The sequence below is a fragment of the Desulfovermiculus halophilus DSM 18834 genome, from assembly GCF_000620765.1.
In the GTDB taxonomy this organism is placed as follows: Bacteria; Desulfobacterota; Desulfovibrionia; order Desulfovibrionales; family Desulfothermaceae; genus Desulfovermiculus; species Desulfovermiculus halophilus.
On sequence record NZ_KK211185.1, the window covers coordinates 1 to 26,642 of the forward strand.

At 51.9% G+C, this 26,642-nt stretch carries 28 protein-coding genes and 3 tRNA genes; 20 read left to right on the forward strand and 11 right to left on the reverse strand.

Annotated features, from left to right (window positions below; all coding sequences use genetic code 11):
* Positions 1-6 precede the first annotated feature (6 nt).
* The 3 genes from N902_RS0114345 (at position 7) to N902_RS0114350 (ending at position 2,330) form a co-directional block, all read left to right on the forward strand.
* Positions 7-82, forward strand: a tRNA-Asn gene (locus N902_RS0114345).
* Positions 83-124: 42 nt separating this feature from the next.
* Positions 125-373 (forward strand): GIY-YIG nuclease family protein, encoded by a 249-nt coding sequence (locus tag N902_RS20715; RefSeq protein WP_084288461.1) that lies wholly within the window; start codon positions 125-127, stop codon positions 371-373.
* A gap of 313 nt (positions 374-686) precedes the next feature.
* Entirely contained in the window at positions 687-2,330 is a 1,644-nt protein-coding gene (locus tag N902_RS0114350) for a fatty acid--CoA ligase (RefSeq protein ID WP_027371464.1), read from the forward strand.
* A gap of 40 nt (positions 2,331-2,370) precedes the next feature.
* On the opposite strand, the gene N902_RS20720 is transcribed toward N902_RS0114350, so the two are convergent.
* The 8 genes from N902_RS20720 to N902_RS0114380 all read right to left on the reverse strand — a co-directional run bounded on the left by N902_RS20720 (position 2,371) and on the right by N902_RS0114380 (position 6,685).
* Positions 2,371-2,472 (reverse strand): ribonuclease HepT family protein, encoded by a 102-nt coding sequence (locus N902_RS20720; RefSeq protein WP_208596340.1) that lies wholly within the window; start codon positions 2,470-2,472, stop codon positions 2,371-2,373.
* The gene (locus N902_RS19540; protein ID WP_208596341.1) at positions 2,435-2,725 is read right to left on the reverse strand and encodes a HepT-like ribonuclease domain-containing protein; all 291 of its coding nucleotides are present in this window, start codon (positions 2,723-2,725) and stop codon (positions 2,435-2,437) included. The genes N902_RS20720 and N902_RS19540 overlap by 38 nt, the downstream gene beginning before the upstream one ends.
* Positions 2,722-3,018: a nucleotidyltransferase family protein gene (locus N902_RS0114355; protein ID WP_027371465.1), complete on the reverse strand. Its 297-nt coding sequence runs from the start codon at positions 3,016-3,018 to the stop codon at positions 2,722-2,724. Before N902_RS0114355 ends, N902_RS19540 begins: the two co-directional genes overlap by 4 nt.
* Positions 3,008-3,787 (reverse strand): PP2C family serine/threonine-protein phosphatase, encoded by a 780-nt coding sequence (locus N902_RS0114360; protein ID WP_027371466.1) that lies wholly within the window; start codon positions 3,785-3,787, stop codon positions 3,008-3,010. Before N902_RS0114360 ends, N902_RS0114355 begins: the two co-directional genes overlap by 11 nt.
* A gap of 362 nt (positions 3,788-4,149) precedes the next feature.
* Positions 4,150-4,659, reverse strand: a complete 510-nt coding sequence (locus N902_RS0114365) for a hypothetical protein (protein WP_027371467.1) — start codon at positions 4,657-4,659, stop codon at positions 4,150-4,152.
* Positions 4,656-4,952: an MTH1187 family thiamine-binding protein gene (locus tag N902_RS0114370; protein ID WP_027371468.1), complete on the reverse strand. Its 297-nt coding sequence runs from the start codon at positions 4,950-4,952 to the stop codon at positions 4,656-4,658. The genes N902_RS0114365 and N902_RS0114370 overlap by 4 nt, the downstream gene beginning before the upstream one ends.
* A 16-nt stretch (positions 4,953-4,968) precedes the next feature.
* Positions 4,969-5,634, reverse strand: coding sequence for a TVP38/TMEM64 family protein (locus N902_RS0114375; RefSeq protein ID WP_153304251.1), 666 nt, complete (start codon positions 5,632-5,634; stop codon positions 4,969-4,971).
* A 978-nt stretch (positions 5,635-6,612) separates the two neighbouring features.
* Positions 6,613-6,685: transfer RNA gene (locus N902_RS0114380), tRNA-Lys, on the reverse strand.
* A 332-nt stretch (positions 6,686-7,017) separates the two neighbouring features.
* Between N902_RS0114380 and N902_RS0114385 the strand changes: the two genes are divergently transcribed.
* Positions 7,018-7,215, forward strand: a complete 198-nt coding sequence (locus N902_RS0114385; RefSeq protein WP_027371470.1) for a helix-turn-helix domain-containing protein — start codon at positions 7,018-7,020, stop codon at positions 7,213-7,215.
* A gap of 427 nt (positions 7,216-7,642) precedes the next feature.
* On the opposite strand, the gene N902_RS0114390 is transcribed toward N902_RS0114385, so the two are convergent.
* Positions 7,643-7,876, reverse strand: coding sequence for a hypothetical protein (locus tag N902_RS0114390; RefSeq protein WP_027371471.1), 234 nt, complete (start codon positions 7,874-7,876; stop codon positions 7,643-7,645).
* A 1,158-nt stretch (positions 7,877-9,034) separates the two neighbouring features.
* Here N902_RS0114390 and N902_RS0114395 point away from each other — a divergent pair.
* From N902_RS0114395 to N902_RS0114470, 16 genes are all read left to right on the forward strand, one after another.
* Positions 9,035-9,223, forward strand: a complete 189-nt coding sequence (locus N902_RS0114395; protein WP_027371472.1) for a Flp family type IVb pilin — start codon at positions 9,035-9,037, stop codon at positions 9,221-9,223.
* 115 nt (positions 9,224-9,338) lie between these two features.
* A complete protein-coding gene (locus N902_RS18945) occupies positions 9,339-9,878 on the forward strand; it encodes an A24 family peptidase (RefSeq protein ID WP_084288465.1) in 540 nt (179 codons plus the stop codon).
* 475 nt (positions 9,879-10,353) lie between these two features.
* Positions 10,354-11,199, forward strand: a complete 846-nt coding sequence (gene cpaB / locus N902_RS0114405) for a Flp pilus assembly protein CpaB (protein ID WP_027371473.1) — start codon at positions 10,354-10,356, stop codon at positions 11,197-11,199.
* Between the two features lie 412 nt (positions 11,200-11,611).
* Positions 11,612-13,018 (forward strand): type II and III secretion system protein family protein, encoded by a 1,407-nt coding sequence (locus tag N902_RS18155; protein ID WP_051564629.1) that lies wholly within the window; start codon positions 11,612-11,614, stop codon positions 13,016-13,018.
* 50 nt (positions 13,019-13,068) lie between these two features.
* Positions 13,069-13,356: a hypothetical protein gene (locus N902_RS0114415; protein ID WP_027371474.1), complete on the forward strand. Its 288-nt coding sequence runs from the start codon at positions 13,069-13,071 to the stop codon at positions 13,354-13,356.
* 66 nt (positions 13,357-13,422) lie between these two features.
* A complete protein-coding gene (locus N902_RS18160) occupies positions 13,423-13,926 on the forward strand; it encodes a TadE/TadG family type IV pilus assembly protein (protein ID WP_051564630.1) in 504 nt (167 codons plus the stop codon).
* Between the two features lie 3 nt (positions 13,927-13,929).
* A complete protein-coding gene (locus N902_RS19550; protein ID WP_208596342.1) occupies positions 13,930-14,454 on the forward strand; it encodes a TadE/TadG family type IV pilus assembly protein in 525 nt (174 codons plus the stop codon).
* A 27-nt stretch (positions 14,455-14,481) separates the two neighbouring features.
* Positions 14,482-15,573 (forward strand): pilus assembly protein TadG-related protein, encoded by a 1,092-nt coding sequence (locus N902_RS19945; protein ID WP_084288467.1) that lies wholly within the window; start codon positions 14,482-14,484, stop codon positions 15,571-15,573.
* Between the two features lie 46 nt (positions 15,574-15,619).
* Entirely contained in the window at positions 15,620-16,777 is a 1,158-nt protein-coding gene (locus N902_RS0114430; protein WP_027371475.1) for a CpaE/TadZ family protein, read from the forward strand.
* Positions 16,778-17,032: 255 nt separating this feature from the next.
* Positions 17,033-17,413: an endonuclease domain-containing protein gene (locus tag N902_RS0114435; RefSeq protein WP_027371476.1), complete on the forward strand. Its 381-nt coding sequence runs from the start codon at positions 17,033-17,035 to the stop codon at positions 17,411-17,413.
* 18 nt (positions 17,414-17,431) lie between these two features.
* Positions 17,432-18,751, forward strand: a complete 1,320-nt coding sequence (locus N902_RS18165) for a TadA family conjugal transfer-associated ATPase (protein WP_051564631.1) — start codon at positions 17,432-17,434, stop codon at positions 18,749-18,751.
* Between the two features lie 570 nt (positions 18,752-19,321).
* The gene (locus tag N902_RS0114445) at positions 19,322-20,290 is read left to right on the forward strand and encodes a type II secretion system F family protein (protein WP_027371477.1); all 969 of its coding nucleotides are present in this window, start codon (positions 19,322-19,324) and stop codon (positions 20,288-20,290) included.
* A gap of 380 nt (positions 20,291-20,670) precedes the next feature.
* A complete protein-coding gene (locus N902_RS0114450) occupies positions 20,671-21,639 on the forward strand; it encodes a type II secretion system F family protein (RefSeq protein WP_051564632.1) in 969 nt (322 codons plus the stop codon).
* A gap of 468 nt (positions 21,640-22,107) precedes the next feature.
* Positions 22,108-23,070, forward strand: a complete 963-nt coding sequence (locus N902_RS18950; RefSeq protein ID WP_051564633.1) for a tetratricopeptide repeat protein — start codon at positions 22,108-22,110, stop codon at positions 23,068-23,070.
* A gap of 700 nt (positions 23,071-23,770) precedes the next feature.
* Positions 23,771-25,033 (forward strand): LytR C-terminal domain-containing protein, encoded by a 1,263-nt coding sequence (locus N902_RS0114465; RefSeq protein ID WP_084288469.1) that lies wholly within the window; start codon positions 23,771-23,773, stop codon positions 25,031-25,033.
* Between the two features lie 117 nt (positions 25,034-25,150).
* Positions 25,151-25,855, forward strand: coding sequence for an outer membrane beta-barrel protein (locus N902_RS0114470; RefSeq protein WP_027371480.1), 705 nt, complete (start codon positions 25,151-25,153; stop codon positions 25,853-25,855).
* 205 nt (positions 25,856-26,060) lie between these two features.
* Here N902_RS0114470 and N902_RS0114475 read toward each other — a convergent pair.
* Together N902_RS0114475 and secG are read right to left on the reverse strand one after the other, a co-directional pair.
* Positions 26,061-26,147, reverse strand: a tRNA-Leu gene (locus N902_RS0114475).
* 138 nt (positions 26,148-26,285) lie between these two features.
* A complete protein-coding gene (gene secG, locus N902_RS0114480) occupies positions 26,286-26,624 on the reverse strand; it encodes a preprotein translocase subunit SecG (RefSeq protein ID WP_027371481.1) in 339 nt (112 codons plus the stop codon).
* Positions 26,625-26,642: the final 18 nt, after the last annotated feature.

Sequence of the window (26,642 nt, forward strand, 5' to 3'; positions counted from 1 at the left end):
GAATGTTCCCCGGTAGCTCAATCGGCAGAGCGGGTGGCTGTTAACCACTAGGTTGGCGGTTCAAGTCCGTCCCGGGGAGCCAATATATAGGCCCTGTCCAGCTCTGGACGGGGCTTTCTTGTTTATGAGTTTTCAGGTTTATATCCTGCAAAGTGAATCGACGGGTCGATACTACTGTGGCCAGACCGCGAATCTTGAAAAGCGGCTATCAGAACATAATGATCCTGAGGATGCCGGTTCACAGACAACTAAGCGCTTCAAAGGACCCTGGCATCTTGTCCATACTGTGGAGTGCGCAACCAGGTCGGAAGCAATGATTCTTGAGCGCAGAATCAAAAAACGGGGCATAGCCCGTTTCCTTCAGGGTTCGTAAGCCCGGTAGCTCAATCGACAGGGCAGGTGGCTGTTAATCACGCTGGAAGCGTGATTGGCGGTTCAAGTCCGTCCCGGGGAGCCAAAATATAGGCCCTGTCCAGCTTTGGACAGGGCTTTTTTTACCTGTCGCAGTTCCCTATCTCATCATCCGGCAAAGCGCCTGCATTTTCCTTTCCTTTCTTGACACAATCCCTGCCCAAATCTACACTTCTGGCCTATAACCTTCTGTCCGGTAAACGGACTGCAAGGGACAGGTTGGAGAAGGCAGCAAAGCGCACGTGCTGTGAACATAGTGGTAAGGAGGAGCATAAATGGGAGTCCGTCTGGTTCAGCCCACCCCGTCCGCGTATTCGTTTCCCCTCTTGATAAAAAATCTTATTCAGCCGGCTCAGATCTATTTTCCGGATCAGGAGATCGTGTTCCGCGATCAGCATCGATATACCTACCGGGATTTTTTCACCCGGGTGCACAGACTGGCGAATATGCTGGAGTCCCAGGGCGTCAAGCAGGGGGATGTGGTCGCGGTTATGGACTGGGACAGCCATCGCTACCTGGAGTGCTTTTTCGGGGTGCCCATGATGGGGGCTGTGCTGCACACGGTCAACATCCGCCTTTCCCCGGAGCAGCTCCTGTATACCATCAACCACGCCCAGGACGACGTCATCCTGGTCAATGCCGAGTTCCTGCCCCTCTTGGAGCCGATCAAGGATCAGCTGGAAACGGTGAAAAAGATCATTGTGATCAATGATCAGCCCGAGAGTCCGCAAACAGGCTTGAATCTGGCCGGCGATTACGATCAGCTGGTGGACCAGGCCCCTGCGGAATACGAGTTTCCGGATTTCGACGAAAACGCCATGGCCACGCTGTTCTACACCACTGGAACAACCGGCCTGCCCAAGGGGGTCAACTTCAGCCACCGTCAGCTGGTTCTGCATACCTACGGCATTTTGTCCGCCCTGGGGACCTTCCCGGGGTTCAAGGTGGATATCCAGGATGTGTACATGCCCTTGACCCCCATGTTTCACGTTCATGCCTGGGGCATGCCCTATTTCGCCACCATGATGGGCCTTAGACAGGTCTATCCCGGGCGGTACGATCCGGAAATGATCCTCAAGCTCATCACCGGGGAAGGGGTAACCTTTTCCCATTGTGTGCCCACCATTCTGCATATGCTGGTTACCAGCGAGGCAATCAAATCTCTGGATCTGTCCAAATGGAAGGTGGTCATCGGGGGATCCGCCTTGCCCAAGGGGCTGTGCAAGGCGGCCCTGAAGCATGGCATCAACGTAACCACAGCCTATGGCATGTCCGAGACCTGTCCGGTGCTGACCGCGGCACTGCTCAAGCCGAACATGTGGGATCTCAGCGAGGAGGAGCAGGTGACCGTCCGCTGCCGAACCGGGCTGCCCATTCCCAACGTCCGGTTGGAAGTGGTGGATCCCATGGGGTTTCCCCAGCCGCACGACGGGAAGAGCACCGGAGAAGTGGTGGTCCGCAGCCCCTGGCTGACTCAAAGCTATCTCAACGATCCGGAAAAGAGCGAGGCCCTGTGGCAGGACGGCTGGATGCACACCGGCGATGTGGGATACATAGATACTGAGGGCTATCTGCAGATAACCGACCGGGTCAAGGACGTGATCAAGACCGGAGGAGAGTGGATTTCCTCCCTGGAGCTGGAGGACATCATCAGCCAGCACGAGGCTGTCAGCGAGGCTGCGGTGATCGCAGTTCCGGACGAGAAGTGGGGGGAACGACCGGCGGCTATGGTGGTTCTCAGGCCGGAGTACCGGGACCAGATCGGCGAAGAGGATCTCAGGGCCTTTTATCAATCCTTTGTGGACAAGGGCAGTCTGCCCAAGTACGGCGTTCCCGGCCGGATCGATATTGTGGATTCCATCCCCAAGACCAGCGTGGGCAAGATCAGCAAAAAGGACATCCGCAAGATGTACCAGTAAAAGACCGGGTCCCGTTCCGAACGGGACCCCGTCTTTTACCTCAAGGAGATTGTTTTGTTAACTGATCCATGAGTTTTTTGATTTCGTCCTGCAGAGGCGGTAATTCATCCTGAATTACCGCCCACACGATGCCAAGATCCACTCCGAAGTATTCGTGGATGAGGGTTGTCCCGCATTCCAGCCATATATTTCCAAGGAATGGATGGGGCCTGAGAACGGAGATTCTCAGGGATACGTTTAGTAGCTTCACCTAAAACTTCCAAGCTGCGGACTACTGCATTGATTGTTTTTCGATCTTGGGAGAAAGCATCGAATGTCATCCCTTCAGTAAATTCAAGCGATTCTTCGATCGAAGTCAGTATGTCCTGCAAATAGTCTCGATAATCTCGGATCATACCATTTCTGCTTCGTTGAGGATGTGCTGTCCAATATGGGGCTTAAGAGCTGCTTTGGTTACCAGCTCAACTCTCGCTTCAAGCAGCTCACCAAGACGTTCTTCGAGTTCCATGAATTTAAAAAATCCTGGAGTTCGGTTGAACTCGACCAGTATATCAACATCACTTTTTTGCCGGGCTTCTCCACGGACATAGGAGCCGAAGATCGCAATGGTCGCAACGCAGTAGTTTTGGGAGAGCTCATCCCAATGGTGGCGGATGATTCTCTGGATTTCAAGAAGGTCAAGAGGCATTGAGGCTTCTCCCTGACATTGTCCAAAAAGAGTGCCGCAGATCCACGACAAGAACGGTCAGATTGTCCGTACCTTGCCGGATGTCCAGGACCTCGTGTCTGAGTCGTTCCACGGCCTCATCTGCGTCTGCGGCACCCTGGACTACTTCGGCCACGTCCTGGTTGCTCATAAAGTCGAACAGCCCGTCGCAGGCCGCGATCAGCCACTCATCCTCCGGGGTCCGGGCAACGGACTGCACAAACGGGCTGAAGGTCACACCCGCCTCATGAAACCCGGCATCGCCAAGAGACCGGGTCGGTTCAAGGCCGGAGAGGCCGTGCATGACATATCTTCCCTCGATGATTCCTCCCGCCTCAAGGATCCGGCGGCGCTCATCGGGATCGTCCACCCTGTGATCGCGGGTCAGCTGCCGTGGGGTTGTGTCTTGAATCAGCACAACCCGGGCGTCGCCCACATTGGCTGCCGCCAGCTCCTTGTCCTGAAGCAAAAAAGCGGCCGCGGTTGATCCGGAGGGTTCGGTCAGCAAGTCCTGCCCCAGGTGTTCCAGGGTGAAGACCAGGGCGTTCCCCCCGTCCTGTCCGGAATCCAGGGTCTGGTGGACCAGCTGCGGAAAACGGCCCGCGGCGTACGCAGCTGCCCGGGATCCGCGGTGTCCGTCGAAGACAGCGCCCAGCACCCAGCCGAAAGCACCGAAGTCCGGGAGCAGGACATGGGCGTCTTCCATGCTCCGCCGTCGTCCCTGCTCCGAAATGGAGGCTGTTCTGGACATGATCCATGCCTCCTGGGTGATACGTTCAAGCTTAGACCGGTTCTTCGACGTAGCCTGTGGATTTTTGGAGTTTGCCATCTCTTCTGTGTGCCCACTTTCGGCCCGGTATTTTCTAAGTCCCGCCAAAGGGGGATCCCTGCCCCCTCCAGGCACTCACATGATGGACATTGCTTTCAGATGGACTGAGCATATCATGCATGTGAGTGCCTGGTTTCCCCCTTTTGGCGGGACCAAGAAAATGTGCGGGCCTGCCGCTCACGGCACACAGAAGAGACGGCAAACTCTTATATATGCAATTCCACTTTCTGTGTCGAAGAGCCGCTTAGACCGATATCTTGAAGATGACCCGCAATTGCACGATTTCAAACAGTCCAAACAGCTGCACTCATTCCATGGTCCCGCAGGGCTTGCTCCAGCTCCGGGACATAGTCCTCGGGCCAGAACTGGAAGATGCAGGTAAAGAGGATTGTGGCATACACCAGGCTGGCTACGGCCACATCCTGCTGGGACCAGTCCTCGTTCTCTACCGCGGATTGGGCCATGTGCAGAAAGTAGGACCACAGATGGGGCTCCAGGGCTTCCAGAAGGTCCACGATCCGATCCTCGTGTTCTCCCTGGGACCATCGCTCCCAGATCCGGTCCATGAATCCGGCGGGCAGGCTTCTGGCCGGTTGTCCGCAGCGCTTGCGAAAGGCCCGGACGCTTGCCGCGACAACAAAGGTGAGCGCCGGCCGGGTCCGGCCCAAAAGCTCTTCCTTGTCTTTTAAAAAGGGAAATATCTCGGGAAGAAATCCGAGCTCTTCAGTCAGGTTCTGCGGCCCGAAGCTGTTCGGGTTTATCTCCGCCAGCACATTTTGATCGATAAAGGTCATGTCAGCTTCTCCTGCACAGATGCGATCTTGCTTTGCAGCCGTCCGGTCCTGTCCTGGACATAATCCACTTTCAGGCTCATGGATATTCGGGAGCAGTCCTGGGCCAGGTCCTTAAAGCAGCTGGAAACAACCTGCATGACCTCATCCCATTCCCCTTCGATGCAGGTGCCCATGGGCCCGAAATCGTGGGACAGGCCGCTTTGCTGCACAATGCTGACCGCCCGGGCCACGTAGGGGCTCAGGCTTACTCCCTTGTCCAGGGGGAAAATGGACAGCTCGGCTATGACACTCATATGTTCTCCTGCCTGCTTACGTGTTTTTGACTCTTTTCCTGTACCAGTGCATGCCCATGGAGCCGAGGATCAGCAGGATCAGCACCGCAGTGAAAAGTCCCCAGCGCTGCTGAGAGGCCGCGCCGCCCAGAACCACCACCGGCATGGCCAGGGCTCCCTGCACCACCCAGGACAGACCAATATATGACAGGAAAGGCAGGCCGGTCAAAGCCAGGATGTAGTTCTTCATTACATATGGGGGACCCGGGAGTATGAGGAAAAGAAACATGAGCTTTCCCGGCCTGGCGGTCAGGAAGCCTGGCGGATTGTGTCCCCTGCTGTGCATGATCATTAGGATCATGCTGCGGAAAAACGTCTTGCTGATCAGGTAGCACATTACCAGATGCACGGGCATGATCAGCAGGCTGATCCCCAGGCCCCATGCTGTACCGAACTTGATCCCGGAGAGGACAAGAAAGGGGCTCATGGGAAAACCGAAAACCGGAAGAAAAACCATGAGCAGAATATACAGACCGGGGTGGATGTCGTGGCGCAAAAAAGCGTACAGGGCTTCTATGGGCGCCTGGCCTTGCTGCAATAGAATGAAAGCGGCAATCAGGGCCGAGATTGCGGTCAGGATGAGCACGAATTTTTTGCCGGAGGTCATTGTATGCGCTCCGGTTGAAGGTTGCAGATGCATCATCAGTATTCGTTCCGGGTGCCTTGCCCAGCGAGGCGCTGAAGGCTTATTCCCGGGTGTTTGATCATTTTGGGTTCCTTGACGTAGCCAGTGGGTTTTTGGAGTTTGCCATCTCTTTTGTGAGCCCACTTTCGGCCCGGTATTTTCTAAGCCCCGCCAAAGGGGGATCCCTGCCCGTCCATGGAGGACTTTGATGATATTTCAAATGTGGCCAATGCACAAATTGTTCACATTTCCCGGCACATCTGTATAGGACCAACCTGGGCGTCTTCTTTTATTTATCGTTCCCACGCTCTGCGTGGGAACTCTACAGGACGCTCCAGCGTCCGCAAAAGACCGCAGAGCGGTCCAGACAGGCTCCCACGCAGAGCGTGGGAGCAATATGGTGCCCGAGACCACCGGATCACGTCCCCCCTTGAGGGGGGAATCCAAGGGGGGTGCTTTTCTTTTGTCACAGCGGTCGTAAGCGATCCGATAAGGCATACACCCCCCAATCCCCCCTCAAGGGGGGACGGGGATGGAGATCAGCTGCGGTTTCAGAATCATAATACCGGGGGATCCGTGGACCCGGAGCTGTTTTTCAGCGGATTGTTCTATCTGATCGTTCCCATGCTCTGCGTGGGAACTCTACAGGATGCTCCAGCGTCCGCAAGAGACCGCAGAGCGGTCCAGACAGGCTCCCACGCAGAGCGTGGGAGCGATAAAGTGCCCGAGACCAGCGGCTCACGTCCCCCTTGAGGGGGGCAAGGGGGGTGTTTCTTTTTCCCTTTCCCATCTTCTGTTTTCTGACTTCTGTCTTCTGAATCGAGGGGGCAAGGGGGTGTTTCTTCTTTTGCCCCAGCAACCGTAAGCGATCAGGTAAAGAGAACTGACCCCCTGGCCGCAGTTTTACCCCCTGGGCCGGAAAGGTGGTCGTCATCAGGATGGGACGGAAAGGGCATAAAAAAAGGGAGTGAGGGGAAAACCTCACTCCCTTTTTAATGGGCCACCAAGGAATCGAACCTTGAACCTTCGGATTAAGAGTCCGCTGCTCTGCCAGTTGAGCTAGTGGCCCCGAACAACGAGGACCTGAATATGTGAAATTTGATCTGCTGTCAAGGAAAAATCCAAGACCAATGTTGAAGAGCCAAATGAAAGAGATATCCCGATCAGACCCGGGTCAAGCCTGCAAATATACGATGATTTCAGTGCTTTTATTTCAAAATCCCTGCTTTGTGAGTGCTTATGGGTACAATCGAAATGAGTGAATCAGGATTAATCGTCTTCTGTTGGATTTATTGATGAAAATAAGAAGATACGCATTTTTTCACCACAATAATGTGGATAAATTTGACAGTAATTATGTTCGTATGATATTTTTTAAGAAAAACGATGAAGGAGATAATCATGAGCAATGAGCAAAAAAATCTGAGTGAATTGATGAAAGAATACGGCATCAAGCAGAAGTCTATCGCCAAGATGGCCAAGGTCTCGCCGGCCGCAGTTTCCTTGGTGGTCAACGGCAAATCCAAGTCCGGACGGATAGAAGGGATTATCATGGAGGAGGTAGCCAAGAAAAGGCAGGAGCTGGAAAAGGCACAGTAGCTGTGATGATCTTCTGCTGCACAAAGGTGAAAAAGCCTGGATGCTTTTCTGGTGATCTGAAAATGCATTCAGGCTTTTGTTTCGTTTGAGCTGAGCGGTTCTCAATTTGCGTTGCCAGCGAAGACATGTAATCTCGGATGGTAGGATGAGATTGCCACCCACCTTTCAGGTGCTCGCAATGACGGGCAGGTCAGTGAGTGAGACTGAAAATCCTTGCAATAGATTCTTCAGTCCCTGCGCTCCTTCAGGATGACAGGAGGGGATCATCAGGACCTCCGGCCTCCATCCTTCCTTTTGTCATCGGTCCGCGTTTTTTCCTTGTTGTCATTCTGAGCGAGTCCGGGAGCGAAGAATCCCTGGAGCCAAAGCATGCCTGCGTTTGGGCGGTGCACAGGTTAGCAGCATTTCTATTCTCGCCCCTTCTTCTTCAGCGTTCCACAATCTTGCCCTGGACAATAAGGGTGGAGACCGACATCCGGTCATTGGCCACCTGGATTTTGATCACCCCTTCATAGCGCTGCACAATTGTTGTGGCCCACGTGCGCATATATGGGCTGAGGCTGCTTAGCCCGGAGACCTGGACCCGGTCCTGACGAACTGAAACCCGCAGTTGCAGCACGCGCTCCAGGTACTCCAAGGGATCAAAGTATTGGTGGAACATGACCCGTCCCCCCGTTGTTCAAGGGTGTTCTGGCGGTATCCTTATCTGATTGCAATCCTCCTGCCTCTTGATTTTTCTGTCGTCTATCCTCTGCCGTCTGTCATCTGTCAGCGGGCCGCCATTCTTTCTTCCTGTCATTCTGAGCGAGTCTGCGAGCGAAGAATCTCTCATCCTGTTTCTTTTATCTTAGAGTTCCCACGTTCTGCGTGGGAACTCTTCAGGATGCTCCAGCGTCCGCAAGAGACCGCAGAGCGGTCCGGACAGGCTCCCACGCAGAGCGTGGGAGCGATAAGGTGCTCGAGATCAGCGGCTTACGTCCCCCCTTGAGGGGGGAATCCAAGGGGGGTGTTTCTTCTTATGCCCCAGCAATCGGAAGCGATCCGATAAGGCATACACCCCCCAATCCCCCCTCAAGGGGGGACGGGGATGGAGATCAGCTGCGGTTTCAGGGTCAGGATACAGGGTGATTCGTGGACCCGGAGCTGTTTTTCAGCGGATTTATCGTTGATTGTTCCCACGCTCTGCGTGGGAACTCTTCAGGATGCTCCAGCGTCCGCAAGAGACCGCAGAGCGGTCCAGACAGGCTCCCACCCAGAGCACTGTCCGGGCATGCCATGGCATTGGCTCCGGACGGTCCTTGGTTTTGCCTGGAGTCAAGAAACATCTCGTATGCATCAGATTTCACACCATGCAGGGTGAAAGGAAATTGACATGTATGCACAAAAATGCATGCCGGTGTGCAGCCTGGGGGTGTCATTCCAGGAGTGGAGGCAACTTCCCGCCACATAAGGGCCCTACATACATGTCCTCTTCTAGCGGGTCGCATCCCAAAAAGCCCCGGGTCCCAGACGTGGCCTGGGCCGGCATGTATCCAACCCGCGGGGTGCACAGGGCCGAAGTTCCCAACCTCCAGATCTTCTATGACCCAAAATGAAAAAATAAAGCCAATATTTTCAGCGATCGAGTCAAAAATGTGGCTTTAAGCCTGTCAAGTGTGCCCATATTTTGCAAGACAAGTGTCAGGCTGCCAATCATTGGGCTGGGAGGCAAGTGTCGGGATTGCACTCAGTTCAGCCTGAGAATGATTGTGAGAGGCATGTGCGGATAAGGTTTTTATTGTGTTCATGTTTCATTTCAAAACCAGAAAGGAGAAGAGCCATGATGAACGCACTGAAGAGATTTTGGAATGATGAGGAAGGGGTGACCATGATTGAGTACACTCTTATTGCGGCACTTATATCCATTGCCGCTGTTGTTATTATTGGCAGCACTGGAGATGCAATAAATTCATTATTCACTTCAGTTGAAAGTGAAATTTCCGGAGCAACGACAACTGAAAGTCAATAATAAAGTATAAAAAATTATTAGTGATGATGATCTGATTAATAAAAATAATAATTAGATCGTCATCACTATAAATAATATATTTAAAAATTAAATGATTAATAGATAGTATAAAATTATGGTTTTGATTATTCATATATTATATATTGTTATAATGATAATTATATCGATATTTGATTATATTTATTATAGAATACCAAACATCATTGTAATTTTGTTAATTTCAATTTCATTGATAAGTATGATTGTTTTACATGGAACTTATGGCATAATGTTGTGTTTTTTGGGGATAGCTCTAGGTATGTCCTTTCTGCTTATTCCCTATATTTTAGGCGGCATGGCAGCCGGTGACGTCAAGCTTATGGGCGCTGTAGGGGCAGCCCTGGGACCATCAGGGGTGATTGTGGCTTTTTTGTATTCGGCCATTGCCGGAGGGGTTTATGCCCTGATTCTCATGCTCATCGGACGGGCCGGGGATTTTCCCAAGAGATTGGGGAATACGCTGACCACCTTGTATTACACCAGGCAGTTTATTTACGACAAGCCGCAACGGCCGGAGCAGCAGGTCAAGCTGTGCTACGGGGTGGCCATCGCGGCTGGAAGTATCCTGTATATTGTTTTGGATATGACCGGGACGGGGCAGTTGGTGCAATTTTGATGAGCTGAAAGCGGAAAGCGGAAAGCTCAAAGCTGAAAGCGGAAAGCTCAAAGCTGAAAGCGGAAAGCTAAAAGCTGAAAGCTGAAAGCTCAAAGCTGAAAGCTCAAAGCTGAAAGCTGAAAGCTGAAAGCTGAAAGCGGAAAGCTCAAAGCTGAAAGCGGTGAGAGGAGCAAGGGACGAGGGCCAAGGGCTAAGGAAGAAGGGGAGGGTCATGCTCAAGGCTCAAAGCTCAAAGCGGTGAGCGGGAAGTATGGAAAGAGTTCTTCGTTCTTTGTGCTTCGTTCTTCGTTGAGCCTAAGATAAACATCTAATTAGTTATGCGCATAATTGCGATAATCAATTTAACTTCTGTATCTTATAATAAACCACAACAAGATTTACATCTCATAAAAGAAGAACGAAGAACGAATTACGATGCACGACGAGCAGATAACAGATAACAGATAACCGATAACTGAAGGAAACGAGGTCCACCATGGGCAAGCTCAAGGCACTCATCCCAGTCGTACTGGCCCTGGTAATTGCTGTTGGCGGCAGTGCGCTCATCTACCAGTACATGCAGCAGCAGAGCACTCCTCAGCATGCGGAGAAGATGGAGAATGACAAAATAACCACTGTCCCGGTTGTTGTGTCCACCACCGACCTGGCCTGGGGCACGGAGCTGACCAAGGAGATGGTCAAAACAGTGTCCTTTCTGCAGGGCAGTCTGCCGGCGGGGTATCATTCCGCGACCGAAGACCTGGTGGGACGCATCCTCATCTCCCAGCTGTCGGCCAATGAACCGATCACTGAAGGCCGGCTGGCGCCTGAGGATGTCACCTCCGGTGGGGTGTCCGCGGTTCTGGAGAGCGGGATGCGGGCCATCGCTGTGCCCGGGAACAAGGTGTCCGGAATTTCCGGGTTCATTCGGCCGGGCAATCAGGTGGATGTCCTGGTGACCATGAAAGATCCGGACTCTGAGGAGGACGTGACCAAGCTGGTTTTGGAGAAGATCCCGGTGCTGGCCACTGGAACCCAGATTCAGGAAGGAAAAAATGGCGAACCTTCGCCGGTAGATGTGTACACCTTAAAAGTAAAGCCGGAAGAAGCGGAAAAGCTGACCCTGGCCTCTTCCAGGGGCAAGCTGCAGTTCGCCCTGCGCAATATCAAGGACCAGGACACTGTACTGACTGAAGGTGCAAATATTGCCGATACATTGGACTCGCTCAAAGTCATCAAGCCCAAACCGGTGGCCAAGGCCAATCCCCGCCGGATAGCCCCCCGGCAGGCATACACAGTGGAAGTGATCAATGGGGAAAACCGGGATACGAAGAGGTTTTAAGGGGCAAGGGACAAGGGACAAGGATCAAATGATGAGCTCTGTGAACTTGGATCTTTTATCAGCGAAGATGTGCTTGTTACGCCTGCCCAGTGTACCTTCTTTCAGTACACCGGGGTGAAATTTCATCCCATTTCACTGGGGCGAGATCTGTGGTTGAGAATTTCTATCCGCTGAGGGCGCATTTGGGAGAAGAAAAAGATGAAGAAATTTTTAACCGCTGATTGCGCTGATTGGCGCAGATTCAGAATCTTTTATCAATACCCCTATAATGATATGCATCAAACTGGAATTCTTTTTTCTACGAAACCCACAAAGAACGAATAACGGATAACGACGAACAGACTTTCTTAACCTCGGCCCTTGGCCCTGAGAACGAATAACAGATAACGAATAACCGGTAACGGAGCAGGCCATGGGATCTTCTGCACATCATACGGTACGTTGCTTCAAATTTACGCAGGTGGTCATTGTGCTGGCTGGCATGGCCTTGCTCTTAAGCCTGGCCGGGTCCGGTCAGGCGGCAGGCAAGCTGCAGCAGATGCTCAGCGAACCGGAGACATTGGAGCTCACGGCTGGGCGGACCATGGTTTTGCGCAGCGATCAGCGGGTGAGCCGGGTGTATGTGACCAATCCGGAGGTGGCCAAGGCAAATGTCTTTTCTCCCCGGGAGATCGTGCTCACTGGAGTCAGAGCCGGGTCCACGACCTTGAACGTGTGGCACAACAAGGAAACCATCTCCTTGTACACCTTGGATGTGTCCTTTGACCTCAGCCGGCTGAAGCAGAAGCTGAACAGCATGTTCCCGGAAGAACAGGAGCTCCGGGTCAGCGCGGCCCACGAGACCATCACCCTGGCCGGGCGGGTGTCCAGCGCGGAGGTGTTGGACGAGATTTTGGCTGTAGCCGCATCTTATGCGGCTGAAGACAAGATCACCAACCTGGTTGCGGTGGGCGGCGTGCATCAGGTCATGCTGGAAGTCCGGGTGGCGGAGATGAGCAGGAGCCTGTTCAATAAATTCGGGATTAATCTCCAGTATGTGACTGCCGGTGATCATGACAACTTTGTGGGCCAGACCTTATACAGCGCATCGAACTTTGGTGAAACCGGTCTGGACGGTTTCCTGGGCCGGCTCTTTCTGTCCGAAGGCCGGGAGAGTCTGACCGGTGTTATCGACATATTAAAGGCTGAAGGCCTGGTGCATGTTCTTGCAGAACCAAACCTGATTGCCTTGAGCGGACAGACTGCAGAATTTCTGGCCGGCGGGGAGTTTCCGGTGCCGGAGGATTCGGGTGATGACGGGATTGATATTGAGTGGAAGGAGTTCGGAGTGAATCTGGCCTTCACTCCCCGGGTCCTGTCCGGAAACAAGATCAACCTGACCATGAGCCCTGAAGTGTCCGAGCTGGATTATTCTTCTGGAATAGAGCTTGCCGGCATCCGGGTGCCCGGACTGACCACCAGGCGGGCGACAACCACAGTGGAGCTGAGTGACGGTCAGAGCTTTGCCATCGCCGGGCTGCTGCAGAACAATATTCAGGATTCGCTGGAGAAGACGCCGTGGCTCGGAGACATTCCGGTGCTTGGAAATCTGTTCAAGAGCAAATCGTACCAGAAGAAAGAGACCGAGCTGGTGATAATTGCCACCCCCCATCTGGTTCAGCCTCTGGACATGGCCGACCAGACCCTGCCCACTGACTTCTACCGCGAGCCAAGCGATGCCGAGTTCTACATCCTGGGGGCCATGCAGGGCAGAAAGCCGAAACATACAGATATGTTCGGCCGGTTTGACGGGGAGTTCGGTCATGTCTTGCCGGAGTAAGGAATTTATAGACCGCGAAACACACGAAATGACGCGAAAGGGAGCCTTTCATGAAAAATAATCACCTGATTATAGCAACAATCGCCTGCATCGGACTGATAGCAATATGGGCTGCCCCAGCAAAGGCATATGATCAAAAGTATTGGAGTGAACAAAATTTCGGTCGTTCTGTGGAGTCGGCTAAATATAAGCAGATCATTAATCATGAACCGGTGGAAAATCAAGCGATGGAAGATCTGGACGGCCAGGCCGCGATGAAGACCATACAGCAGTACAGGAAGTCATTCGACAAGGAAGGAGATGTTGGTCAGAGCGGCATCTCTGAGCTGGGAATGTAGTCGGAGGGTGGTTGAACAGTGAGCCTTACCTTACAGAAGAACGGCCTGAGGCAGGAGAAACCGACAATGAATATCAGCAAGATTTTTATCCGCCATGGCCGATGCCATCAGAAACGAAATATGGACAGCCAACGCGGTGTGGCCATGGTTGAGTTTGCTATTGTTTTACCTCTCTTGCTTATCCTTATGTTTGGGCTCATAGAGTTTGGTCTGGTCCTCTACAATAAACAAGTTATTACCAACGCCAGTCGGGAAGGGGCGAGGTATGGGATATCATCAGAAGATGGAATAAGAATATCAGAAAATAAAATTAGAAATATTATTATTGATTATGTTGACACTCATATGATTACTTTCGGTACAGATGAGATAGGAGATGAATTAGGGGATATAATAATCACACCAAATCCGCAAACTGAAACAACTAAAAATAATTATTATGATACCTATAAAAATCTGATTTGCACAGTTAATTATGAGTATGGGTTTATTGCAGCCGGATTGTTACTGTCTGATATTAATTTGAGTGCGACAACAGTTATGAAATTTGAAAAAATCCCAGAGAGTTGATAAATGGCCATGAAAACAAATATCATGTCAACAACAGATGTATTCTTTTCTGGTTTTTGCTTTCAGTGTAGCAAAAAAGAAAGAGGAGGCGTGTTAGTAGAATTTGCTATTGTATTACCTTTGCTATTAATTATTCTATTTGGAACAATAGAATTTGGATTACTTATGTATAACAAACATGTATTAACTAATGCAGCTAGAGAAGGTGCACGCTATGGAGTTGTTGTAAAAGCAAATAATTATTTGGATTCAGATGTCATAGGTCGTGTAAAAGACTATTCAGGAGAGCATTTAATAACCTTTGGAAATGACAAAACAATTGATGACCCAATTGTTATTGCTGTTGATTCAAATAATAATGAAATATCGATTTCTGATGCTTGTTTTGGTGATAGCCTTATTGTTGATTTCTCATATACTTATACATTTTTAGCTCTACCTGCTTTGTTGCCTGCAGAATGGGAAACAATAAATATAAATTCCAGAGCAAAAATGCGTTATGAAAAAGGCTGTTCTTATAAGAATTAATATTAAAATACTTTAAGAGAGATTGATATGTTAAAGAATATCCTCACAGAATATAGGAACGAAAATCAAAAAGGTGCTGTGTTGATTTGGGTAGCTGTTGCAATGATTGCGTTGCTTGGGTTTGCGGCACTTGCAGTTGATGTTGGATTCCTTATGGCAGCTCGAAATGAATCCCAAAATGCTGCAGATGCTGCGGCATTAGCCGGGGCTAGTGAACTTGGGCGTATGTATTATGATAATGGAATAAGTTACGATACCTCATGGGATAGTCAGATAATAAATGTCTCTGACAGCACAGGAAAACAAAACAATGTATTTGGAGAAGAAAGCACTATAGATACGATTCAGATAGGTTGTTGGGATGGAACTGATTTTGAACCAAAATTTAATGATACATGTCCTAATGGTCAATTCCCAAATGCTGTGCACGTTAAATCTTCAGGAAATAATAGTTCATTTTTTGGAAAAATTTTGGACATAGAACAACTGAATTCAGCCGCACATGCTATAGCATCTCTTTCAGCAAAATCGTATTGGGAGCCTGGAGAGGTCACTGTACCGATCGGTATATCAAAATATTGGTTTGACCCTTCTAATATACATCAGGGTGCTGATGGAGGAACTTTTTGTGGAGGAAACATAGGTTTTTCTCCAACTGGAACGATTGACGGATGTGCAGGTTTCACTGCTACGTTTGATGACTCAAATAGTCAATCTCCTTCCGGGTTAAGAAAGTTGTTTGATAAAATACTTAATGATGAAGATATATCACCTGAAATATATTCTGGCGTAACAAAATTCGGAATGTGGGGTGGGGAGCCAGGAGCAGTATTAATTCAGCCAGCTCAAACAGATTTTGAGGAAGTTTTTGATTACATGAAAACAAGGGATGAAGATGGTGACGATACAACATGGTCAGCAACTGTATTTGTTTACGACTGGAATAATTGTGATAATCCAAATAAGCCCATTCCAATTATAGGTGTTACTGATATAGTAATTGAAAAAGTTGAAGAACATGACATAATTGCAAAAGTCAGCTGTGTTGCAAAGGATTTTCGCGGTGAAGCTGGTCAATGGTTTGGAATTTACGGAACAATTCCTGGACTTGTAGAATAAGAACTAAATATTAAGAATCATGTAATATACACCCCAGGATTTTGCCATGACAGACACACAGCTCACAGTCCTCTTGGATATTCAGACTTCCAACCTGAAACGTCAGGTGCAGAAGGTTCTGCTGGCGATGCGGGATGTAGCTGTCTCGGAGTATAGCCTGGATCTTAGCGGAGATGTGCTGATTACAGAGCTGAGCTCTTCACCGGAACAGGATTTTCAGGCCATTCAGGGGCTGATTGATTCCGGCACTGTGACGGATGTTTTTCTGCTTTCAGCCAGCACAGAGCAGGATGTGCTGCTGCGTTCCATCCGGGTGGGAGTCAGGGAATTCCTTCCATTACCCTTGGATGACGATGAGCTTTCCAAAGCACTGACCAAGCTCCAGTCCAGACGCAAAAAGCACAGCGAGGATGATGTCCCGGATCGAGAGGGAAGGGTGGTTACTGTCCTGGGCAGCAAGGGGGGAGCGGGCACGACCAGTATCGCAGTGAATCTGGCGATTACCCTGGCCCAGCGGGATCCAACCAAATCTGTCCTGTTGATGGACATAAATGTGAATCTGGGCGAGGTGCCCCTGTTTTTGAATTTCACCCATCAGTACAATTGGGGAGATCTTGCCCGGAATATTAAGCGGATGGACGAGACGTTTCTGCGCAATGTTTTGTTTGAGCACGCAACAGGGTTGAATGTTCTTCCCGGGCCTGAGCATGTGAACGGCAATTTTATGGAGATCAGGGATTTGTTCGGCCAGATGCTCTCCCTGCTTCGAAGCATGTTCGACACAGTGGTCATTGATGCCGGGCATTCCCTGAACGATCTGGGAGAGCAGGCCGTTCTTGCTTCAGACACTGTGCTTGTGATCTCTCAGCTTAATCTGCCGTATCTGGCCAATACAAACAGAATTATGAGCAGCTTGAGGCAGATTGTGCCGGATGCGGAGCACAAGCTGAAAGTGGTCATCAATCGAAACGACAGCAAAAGTGAAGTGTCCCTGCAGGAGGCGGAGCAAAGCCTGAAGACCAAGATATTCTGGAGTGTGCCTGGAGACTACAAGTTTGCTTTGTCTGCAATCAATCAGGGCAAGCCCTTTGTGCAGGTCGGGGCCAAACACAAATTGACCAAGAGCATTCAGGAGCTTGCGGCCAAACTTGTGCCGGAAGCTGCAGGGAAGAAAGAGGCGGGTAGGAAGTGGTTTTTTCGGTAAAGTTGAGGACCATTGTCCCAACCACCCCTTACTCCCCTCCTTGCCAAGGAGGGGAGTCAAGAAGGTCAAGCTTAGATGTTCATTTTTTGATTTATCTTCTCGGTTTACGGGTTCCAGCAATCTCAGAAAAGAAGCCAGATCAGGCGATTAAGAGTCCCCTCCTTCGCAAGGAGGGGACCACAGGGGTGGTTGAATTGTGATAACTTCCTTATTCTGCATAATGATGCATAACCAATAATCTTTATACATTGCCCTATGTCATCTCCAAAGCACAACAACACAGAACAGAAAAGGCTCAGGCAGAAGCTACGAAAGGAAATGACCCCGGCAGAAGTTCGGCTATGGAACGTATTGAAAGGCAGGCAGCTTGATGGACGAAAGTTTCGGCGTCAGCAAAGCTTGGGGCCATATATAGTAGATTTCTATTGTCCCATGGAAAGTCTGGTCATTGAGTTGGATGGAGAGGTGCACAATAATGCTATGCGCCGGGAATACGATGTTCAGAGACAAGCATATATACAAGATTTAGGCATGATAGTGCTCAGATTTGAGAACAGGATGGTTTTTGAAGATATTGAGAACGTGATTGCAACGATACGCCGACATTTTTGTTGTCGCAGCTCAGCAGGTTTTTAACCAGAAAAGGATGCGCTTATGCCTACAGCAGCCAAACTCAAGGTCATGGATTCTCCAGTTCCGGAGGAATATTATGAGCTGAAGACCAGGATTCACGACCGGCTCTTGGATCAGGTGGATATCTCCAAGCTGGAAACCATGGACCATGATCTGCTGCGCGGTCAACTGCGGACTTTGGTGGACAAGATCCTGCGCGAACCCGGGCAGCGGGTGCCGTTGAACCTGCAGGAAAAAGAAAAGCTGATCAGCGAGATCCCGGACGAAGTCCTGGGCTATGGCCCTTTGGAGCCCCTGCTGCAGGACCCGACTATATCCGATATCCTGGTCAATTCCTATCGCCAGATATATGTGGAGCGCTTCGGCAAGATCGAGAAGACCGATGCCCGGTTTAAGGACAACGATCATCTGATGAAGATCATTGACAAGATCGTGTCCTCGGTGGGCCGCAGGGTGGACGAGTCCTCGCCCATGGTCGACGCCAGGCTCCCGGACGGATCCCGGGTAAACGCCATCATTCCTCCCCTGGCCCTGGACGGTCCCATGCTCTCCGTCCGCCGATTTGCTGTGGTCCCTCTGGAGATGGATGACCTCATCGGACATGAGGCTCTGCCGCCGCAAATGGCGGAAGTGCTCAAGGGTATCGTCCGCTGCCGGCTGAACGTGCTCATTTCCGGAGGAACAGGTTCCGGAAAGACCACCTTTCTGAACGTCCTTTCCCGATACATCCCGGCCAATGAGCGGATTGTAACCATTGAAGACTCGGCTGAGCTGCAGCTCAAGCAGGAGCACGTGGTCCGCCTGGAGACCAGGCCGCCGAACACTGAAGGCAAGGGCGAGGTGACCCAGCGGGATCTGGTCATCAACTCCCTGCGCATGCGGCCGGACCGGATCATCGTGGGCGAGGTGCGGGGCAAGGAGTCCTTTGACATGCTCCAGGCCATGAATACCGGGCACGACGGTTCCCTGACCACCATCCACGCCAACTCCCCCCGGGACGGATTGATGCGGCTGGAAACCATGGTGGCCATGGCCAACTTCGAGATTCCCAGTGATTTTCTGCGCCGGTACATCAGCTCGGCCCTGGATGTGGTCCTGCAGCTGGGCCGACTCTCGGACGGCAAACGGAAATTGCTCAGCGTGCAGGAGATAACCGGCATGGAAGGCAATGTGATCACCATGCAGGAGATCTTTTCCTTCAAGCAGCAGGGCCTGGCCAAGGACGGATCGGTCAAGGGCCGGTTTCAGTTTCACGGCATCCGGCCCCGGTTTCTGGACCGGTTCAACGAATGGGGCATTACCCTGCCCAAGGATGTGTTTACCGGGCTGGATGAGTTTTAGGGACAAGGGACGAGGAGCAAGGGGGAAGCGGGGGAGCTGGAAGCTGGAAGCTCAAAGTTGAAAGCTGAAAGCTCAAAGCTCAAAGAGGAAAGCTGAAAGCTCAAAGATGAAAGCTCAAAGTTGGAAGTCAGAGATGGAAAGCGGAGGCTGGAAAGAGGTGAATAAGGTTTGTGAGTCACAATCCCATCCACCCCTGCCCCTCCTTGCCAAGGAGGGGAGTCAAGAAGGCTGGGGTTGTCTGCTCAATTTTTCTATAAAGTCATCCAGTTAATCAAGTATCGTGCTCGGAGAATTCAAGCCAGATCAGACGGTTAAGACTCCCCTCCTTCGCAAGGAGGGGACTAAGGGGTGGTTGAATAGGGAGAGCTTCCTTATCCCACGGTGTCAGGAGGGAGTAGGTAAAGCCCGGCTGGCAAGAAATGCAAAGAGGCTTAGCGGTATTTCATCATTTGGGAAATCTGCTCTTGGGCGCTCCATTTCTTCAATAGATCTCACAGAAGCTATAAGATACCGGTGATTCTTTCCTGTTAACTGACAACTGATAACAGATAACCTCACAAGGGGTGCCCCATGCATCCATTCATCCTGGGCTTGGTCATTTTCCTGGTCGCTGTGTCCATTATCGAGCTTGCCCTCTACTCCCGCCGGCTGATCACCAGGCCGGACCGGCAGTACGTCAAGCGCAGGCTCAAACAGCTGCCGACTCAGCAGCAGGAAGCGGTCTTGAATTCCATCCTGCGCGAGGAGAGCTACAGTGATGTTCCTTTTCTGAATCGAATACTGCAGAAAATCACCTTTGTCCGCAGACTGAAAAATCTCAAGGAACAGGCCAATGCCCAATACTCTGTGGGGTTCTTTCTCCTTTTTTCCCTGCTGTTGGCTGTGGTTGGGGCCTTTCCGGCATTGGTCGCTGCATCAGGGGGGGCGGCAATTCTGCTTTCAGGCGGGGTTGGGGCCTGCCTGCCCTGGGGCTATCTGATGTTCAAGAAACGCAAGCGCATGGAACGGTTTCGCCACCAGCTGCCCGAAGCCATGGAGCTCATCGCCCGCTCCCTCAAGGCAGGTCATGCCTTTGCGTCCGGGCTCAAGCTGGCTGCTGATCAGATGGACGATCCAATCAGCATAGAGTTCGCCGCCACAATTCACGAAATCAACTTTGGAGTCAGCGTCTCGGACGCCCTGCGCCATCTGGCCCAGCGGGTGGACTGCGCGGATCTGCAGATCTTTGTCGTCTCGGTCATCATGCAGCGGGAGACAGGGGGCAACCTGGCCGAGATCATGGAAAGCAACGCCCGGATCATCCGGGAACGGTTCAAGTTCCAGAATCACGTCAAGACCCTGTCTGCCGAGGGGCGAATGTCTGCCGTGGTCCTTTTTCTGCTGCCCATTGTTGTTTTCCTGGCCATCCAGGCATTGAACCCGGAATACATGGCCACATTGTACGCCACTCCCTTGGGCCAGAACCTGCTCTGGGGAGCGGGGATCATGATGGTCCTCGGCATGCTGGTGGTCAAGAAATTGGTGGTTATTGAGGCGTAGTGGGCATGGGAGTGAAGACAGAAGTCAGAGGTCAGAGATCAGAGGTCAGAAGACAGAAGTCAGAAGTCAGAAGTAAGAGGTCAGAGGTCAGAGGTCAGAAGTTCAGAGATCAGAGGTCAGACAAGAATCGGGAAGGGGAAAGCGGCAGGAAGCGGTGAGCTGGGAACGTTCTTTGTGCTTTGTTCTTCGTTGGAAGATAGATGTTATCGGTTATCAGGACCTGGGGCAGAGGGCCAAGGGAGAAGCAGGAAGCTGAAAGCTCAAAGCTCAAAGCTGAAAGCGGGAATCTTATCCCGGCATTTGCTCGGCCAAAGTTAATGATTACAGCCGATAACTGATAACTGATAACAGATAACAATAACCAAGAGCAGGATAGGCCTATGATGCCCACTATATCCCTCCCCATGCTGGTTGCGGTCATTGCCTTCTGCAGCATTTGCCTGTGCATGATGGGGCTGTACCATTATATGCAGGTCTTGAAGAAGAAAAAGGTGCTTTTGGGCAAGATCAAGGACAGCTCCGGACAATGGGCTACGGCTTCCGCTGATCGCGATGACCAGGACAAGGCCAGGGGGATGATCGCCAAGCTGACTCAGGCCTTGAGCTTTATGGGCCAAAAGGCGTCCAAAGGCATTTCGGACAAAGAGTATTCGGCAGCAAAGCTCAGGTTCCTGCGGGCCGGGATTCGGCATCCGAATATTGTCCCCCTGTTCTGGGGAATCAAGACCTTGTTGTGTGTCCTGTGTGTCTTTGCCTTCCTGGCCTTGGAGCTGCGGTTTCATTTTCTGCTCAATACCGCCTACACCATGGGCGGAGCACTTATCGCGGCCTTGGTCGGGCTGTATCTTCCGGATTTCTGGCTCCGGCTGAAGCGAAGCAAGCGGGCACACAGTCTGGAACGGGGTTTTCCGGACTGCCTGGATCTGCTGGTGGTCTGCGTGGAAGCCGGCATGGGGCTGGATGGGGCCATCAGCCGGGTTTCCAAAGAGATCAAGCTGAGCAATTCTCCATTAAGCGATGAGCTGCGCATGTATACCCTGGAGGTCAAAGCGGGCAAGAGCAGGCAGGAGGCCCTGAACAATCTGGGGATCCGCACCGATCTGGACGATGTAAAGAATTTTGTCGGTCTCCTGGTGCAAACCATCCGCTTCGGGACCAGCATGGCCGACACCCTGCGCATCTATGCAGATACGTTCCGGACCAAGCGCAGGCAGCGGGCTGAGGAAAAGGCGGCCAAGCTGCCTATCAAGCTCCTGTTCCCCTGTGCTCTGTTTATTTTCCCCGCTCTGTTCGTGGTCATTCTCGGACCGGCTGTGATCCAGATCTTTGAGGCGCTTATTAAGCAGTGAGCAGCTGTTGCCAGGGCCGAGGGGAAGCTGAAAGCTTAAAGCTCAAAGCTCAAAGCTCAAAGCTGAAAGTTCAAGCCGGAGAGAGGAGCAAGGGCCGAGGGGTATGTGGAAAGCTGAAAGCTGAAAGCTCAAAGCCGGAGAGAGGAGCAAGGACCGAGAAAGAAGTGTGAGGTCTCGGGTTGCGGGAATGACTAGCCACAAGGATAGAGGCGTAGTGGATTGCTGGCTTTTGGTTGATAACGAATACCCGATAACAAGTAACCAGTCTGTAGGGGCAGTGCTTCGCGTCTGCGCGCAATGCCTGCCCTCTTGTTGGAAACGAGGCCAATGCAGGGGCTTGATTTCGGGGAGAACCAGCCCGGAAAATGCCAGTGCTTCACAGCAGGCCGGCCATCTCCGAGGGCTGGTTCTTTTGTAGGACGCGGTTGCCCTCAACCGCTGTCCGTTCTTACTTAATATGGAGTTCATATGCCTCACCGTCTTCGCTTCCTGCAAGGTTTGAGTCTGGTCGTCCTTCTGCTCCTGTCCGCTGGCCTCGTGGGCTGTGCAACCTCCGGAGGCATGGACTCTCGTTCCCTGTCCAGCGGTCCGAAATTCTCCGGCACCAGCTCCCTGGAGCGAATGGCGGCCAACAGCAATATCGGGGAACTGAACGCATTGTCAGCCCCTGAGCTGGAGCACAGGGGAGACATGGCCCTGAAGCGCCGGGATTACCATGTGGCCTATATCCACTACGACAAGGCCCTGGCCAAGGAACCGGAAAATATGGATCTGACATACAAGCTCGGTCTGCTTTTTGTTCTTTCCGACATGCCGGGAGAAGCCATTGGGTATTTACACAAAGCGGCTCAGGCCAAGCCGGAGCGGCCAATGGCCCATTACCTCCTGGGTTTGTCCTTGTACAAGACCGGAGAGAAGAAGGAGGCCGCGACACATCTGCATCAGGCCATTCGGCTGGATTCAGATGTCTGGCAGGCACACAATCTGCTGGGCATTATCGCGGACGGAAAAAAGGACCATGTCCAGGCTGCGCAGTTTTTTCAGGCCGCAGTTGCCTTGCGGCCGAACAACGGTGAGCTGCACAATAATCTGGGAGTGGCGTATGCCCTGGCCGGAGAGGGAGGGAAGGCGGTGCAGTCTTTTATGCGCGCCTTGCGCAACAGATACGATTCGCCAAGGGTGTACAATAATCTGGGGTTGGCCCTGGCCGGACAGGGAAGGTTTGACGAGGCCCTGGAATGTTTCAAAAAGGCCGGCAGTAACGCCCAAGCCTATAATAACCTGGGTTGCGTTTATCTGCAGCGGGGGAATGCCATGCTGGCGGAAAGGTACTTTCAAAAGGCCATCGCACTGCAGCCCACGTTTTATTCCGTGGCCAATGCAAACTTGAGCAAGGCAGGGGTGAAGATGAGAGACGCAGGCCCGGAGTAGCTGCGGCAGGGAGTGGTGAGGGAGGAGTGATGAGCGGGAAGCTGAAAGCTGAAAGCGGGAAGAGTTAGGAGCAAGGGCCGAGGGCGGAGGGGTAAGGGGGAGGCTGGAATTCTGGGATCATAAGACAGAGCTCAGCGATCAGAGATCAGAGGCCAGTAAGAGGGAAAATTGAAAAAACGCTATAATGCTGGGAATGCTGGGATGCGGGAAGCTGAAAGCTGAAAAATCTGACATGAAGAGCTGAAAGCGGAAATCCCTTTTAATCATTGCCCGGCCCGGCACCACTTGCAGACCAAGCCTTTGTGCTTTGCACAGACGTTCAAAGTGCACAAGTGAGTGCCGGACTGGCGAGCCCTCTGAGCAGCCCGGGCCTGTCCGAGGACCGGGGTGATGTCGAAATTGTGGGATATAACTTTAACTGAGTTATGACCTTGGCTCTCTGTTGTAGGGGCAGCGCTTCGCGTCTGCGCGTAATGCCTGCCCTCTTTCATCGTTACCACGCGGTGCATAGGAGAGCTGAAAAAACGGGCTTGGTTTTCCAGCCAAGGCGCAGGTACGCTTACGCTAACGAAGCATACAAACGATTTCGATACCGATTTCGATACCGACTGGGAGTCGCTACCCAATCTGATCCTGATAACTATTAACGAATAACTAATAACAGTTTTTCATGCAAATGAAGGGGTAGGGGAGGGTGGTCATGTGTGCTTTGCTTCATCGTATGCCGGTGTTTCATCTCGGATTGACGGCCCTTCCGGCTATTTGTCTGGCTTTCCTTCTGGCAGCCGTCCCTACTGGATGCTCCTCAAGGTATGCTGACCTTCCGGCTTTTCGGGCCCACCCCCTGGTTTCTGATCCCCAGACCTCCTACCAATACGGCCGCTATCTGCAAAACAAGGGCAAGCACCAATGGGCTGTACAGGAGCTGGCCAAGGCAGTAGACGCAAACCCGCAGCATGTTCGGGCTTACAACGCCATGGGGGTGTCCCACGACATCCTGGGCGAGTACGTTCAGGCAGAAAAATGCTACCAGGCGGCCCTGGAGATTGATCCCGACCAGGCCTGGGTCCACAACAATCTGGGGGTGTCGGCCCTGATGCGGGGCGATGTGGGCAATGCCATCTCCAGCTTCAGCCGGGCTGTGGAACTCAGCCCGGATACGGTGCGGTTTCGCAATAACCTGGGCCTCGCCTATGTCCACAACAATGAAATGCACCGGGCCTTTGCCCAGTTCTCCGCGGCAGAAGGGCCTTCCCAGGCCCATGCCAGAATGGCCACATGTTTTCAGCAGGCAGGACAGAGTGATTTGGCAAAGGAGCACTTGGCCCTGGCCTATGCTCAGGAATCAGGTCCTGAAAGCACAGAGCTGATTCATCAGACAGTCGGTAATGGTGATCACGACCTCAGCTCTAAGACAGCCCGTGGAGATCAAAAGCATATATACCGAAATGAGGTGGATACCAGCCGGGTTGTGGCTGCGTCGGCAAGCACACAGACACCACCGGGCCGGAAAGGTGGCAAAGTCAAGCCCGGGCCGGAGAAAGAAAAAAAGACTCAGAAACGGGTAGTACCGGTCCAGGCTCAGGCCCCTGCACTCAAGTCAGACTCCCAGAGATCAGGGGAAGAATGTCCCATCCAGGAGTTCACTCCCGATCCTCAACCCGGAATTGAGATCTCCAACGGCAATGGGATCCGGGGCATGGCCGCTCGAGTGGGCAGGTTCCTGTCCGAAAAGGGGCAGCATGTCGTCAGGCTGACCAATGCCCAGCACTTTAGACACGAACATACTCTGATATTTTACGGTCCGGAGTATCTTCAGCAGGCCTATCAAGTGGCCCAGGAGATTCCCGGCTGGCAGGACATGCGTGAAGACGCACACCTTGGCCGGGAGGAAATCAAGATCCGGGTTCGCATTGGGCGGGATATTGTCAGGTATGACGGGAATCAGTTCGGGGCCTTGTGATCCTGGTCCGCCGGTTCCTGTTATGATCTCGTGGAGGATTGATCAAGCCAGGGATTAAGAAAGGTATTGTGTTTAAGGCGCGGGAGATTGGATGTTTCACTGATAAAGGAGGCGGGTATGCGGGCGTTTGTTATTTTTGTTCTTATTGCGTTGTTTCCTGCTTTTTGTTGGGCAGCCCAGGACTCAGGGCATTTAGCCAAGAAGAATTCAGTGGCCATCAAACCGGGGTATCACTTCTATCCAGACAGTGATTTTTTCGATTTTTGGGGCAATGACGCAGATGACTTATCTGGATTTATGTTTGAGTTGGCCTATGAAAGAGAGCTGAACGACTACTTGGGACTGGAAATAGGCTTGGGATATTTCTCTTCCAAGGAAAAGTATCACAATGTACTGTTTTTAGGAGATTCTGCAGACTTGGATATACAGAACACTTATGTGTCGCCAACGTTGAAGGGGTATCTGCCGTTGTGTGATTATGTGTATCTTTATGCTGGAATCGGGCCGGACATCTATTACACATATGCTGATTTTGACTACGATTCAGCAGTATTGTCCTATTCCAACGACAATGATGAGTTTAGTCTCGGTGCCCACGTGCAGGGGGGCATGGAGGTCTATCTCTTCACTGAACCTGGGGCGGGACTGTATGATTGGCCTGTTGGTCTATTTGTGGAATACAGATATTCCTGGGTCGATGTTGAGGACTTGGATCAGCCTGTTGTCAGTGATGTAAACAAGTCTCTGGATACAAATTACGGGGAGAATGATTTGGATGTTGGTGGATCGCAAGTCATGATGGGCCTGCGCTGGCATTTTTGATGGACATATAATACATAGCCGCAGTTAGGTACATGATTAGCCCTTGAAAGTAGCCAGGGGGCCTCCGGAGGGGTCTCCCTGGGGCTCACACCGAAGACCGGGTCGAGCCCCCTAAGCGACAACTAGCCTGACACGTCGGCACCCTCTCCGCACCCAATAAAAAAGCTCCGAAATTTCCTAAGAAATCCGGAGCCTTACCTTGCTATGGTGCCGAGGGGGGGATTCGAACCCCCACGAGCTGTTGCCCACTACCCCCTCAAGATAGCGTGTCTACCGATTCCACCACCTCGGCGCAAGAAATCTGTATAGCTGATAAACAGTTCAATGTCCAGTCTCTTGGGGTGAGCAAATCGTCCAGGGCAGTGCATCTCCAGCATGGTGAATGTGCAGCATGCCGTATATCCCGCAAGTGGGACTGGTCAGGAAGCAGTTACTGTTGTGAAGCGTTGTTTTCAGACGCCTTGTCTGCCGGCTGCTGAGCCGGGGCCTGGGACTTGGCCGGCTCCTGCTGTTCGAGGACCACGGATTCCGGAGGCGCCGCCCGTTTGCTGGCATCCATATAGGTAAAGGTCAAGGAGGTAACAAAGAAGACGACAGCCACGGTCACGGTCAGCTTGGTCAATAGGCCTCCGGCTCCGCTGCTGCCGAAGAGCGATGAACTGGAGCCGCCGAAGATGACTCCCATGCCCTCGGCTCCGGATTGCATCAGGACCAGGGTGACCAGGGAAATGCAGGCTATGACATGTATGGTAAGGATAAGGGTGTTCACAGACAAACTCCGAACTAT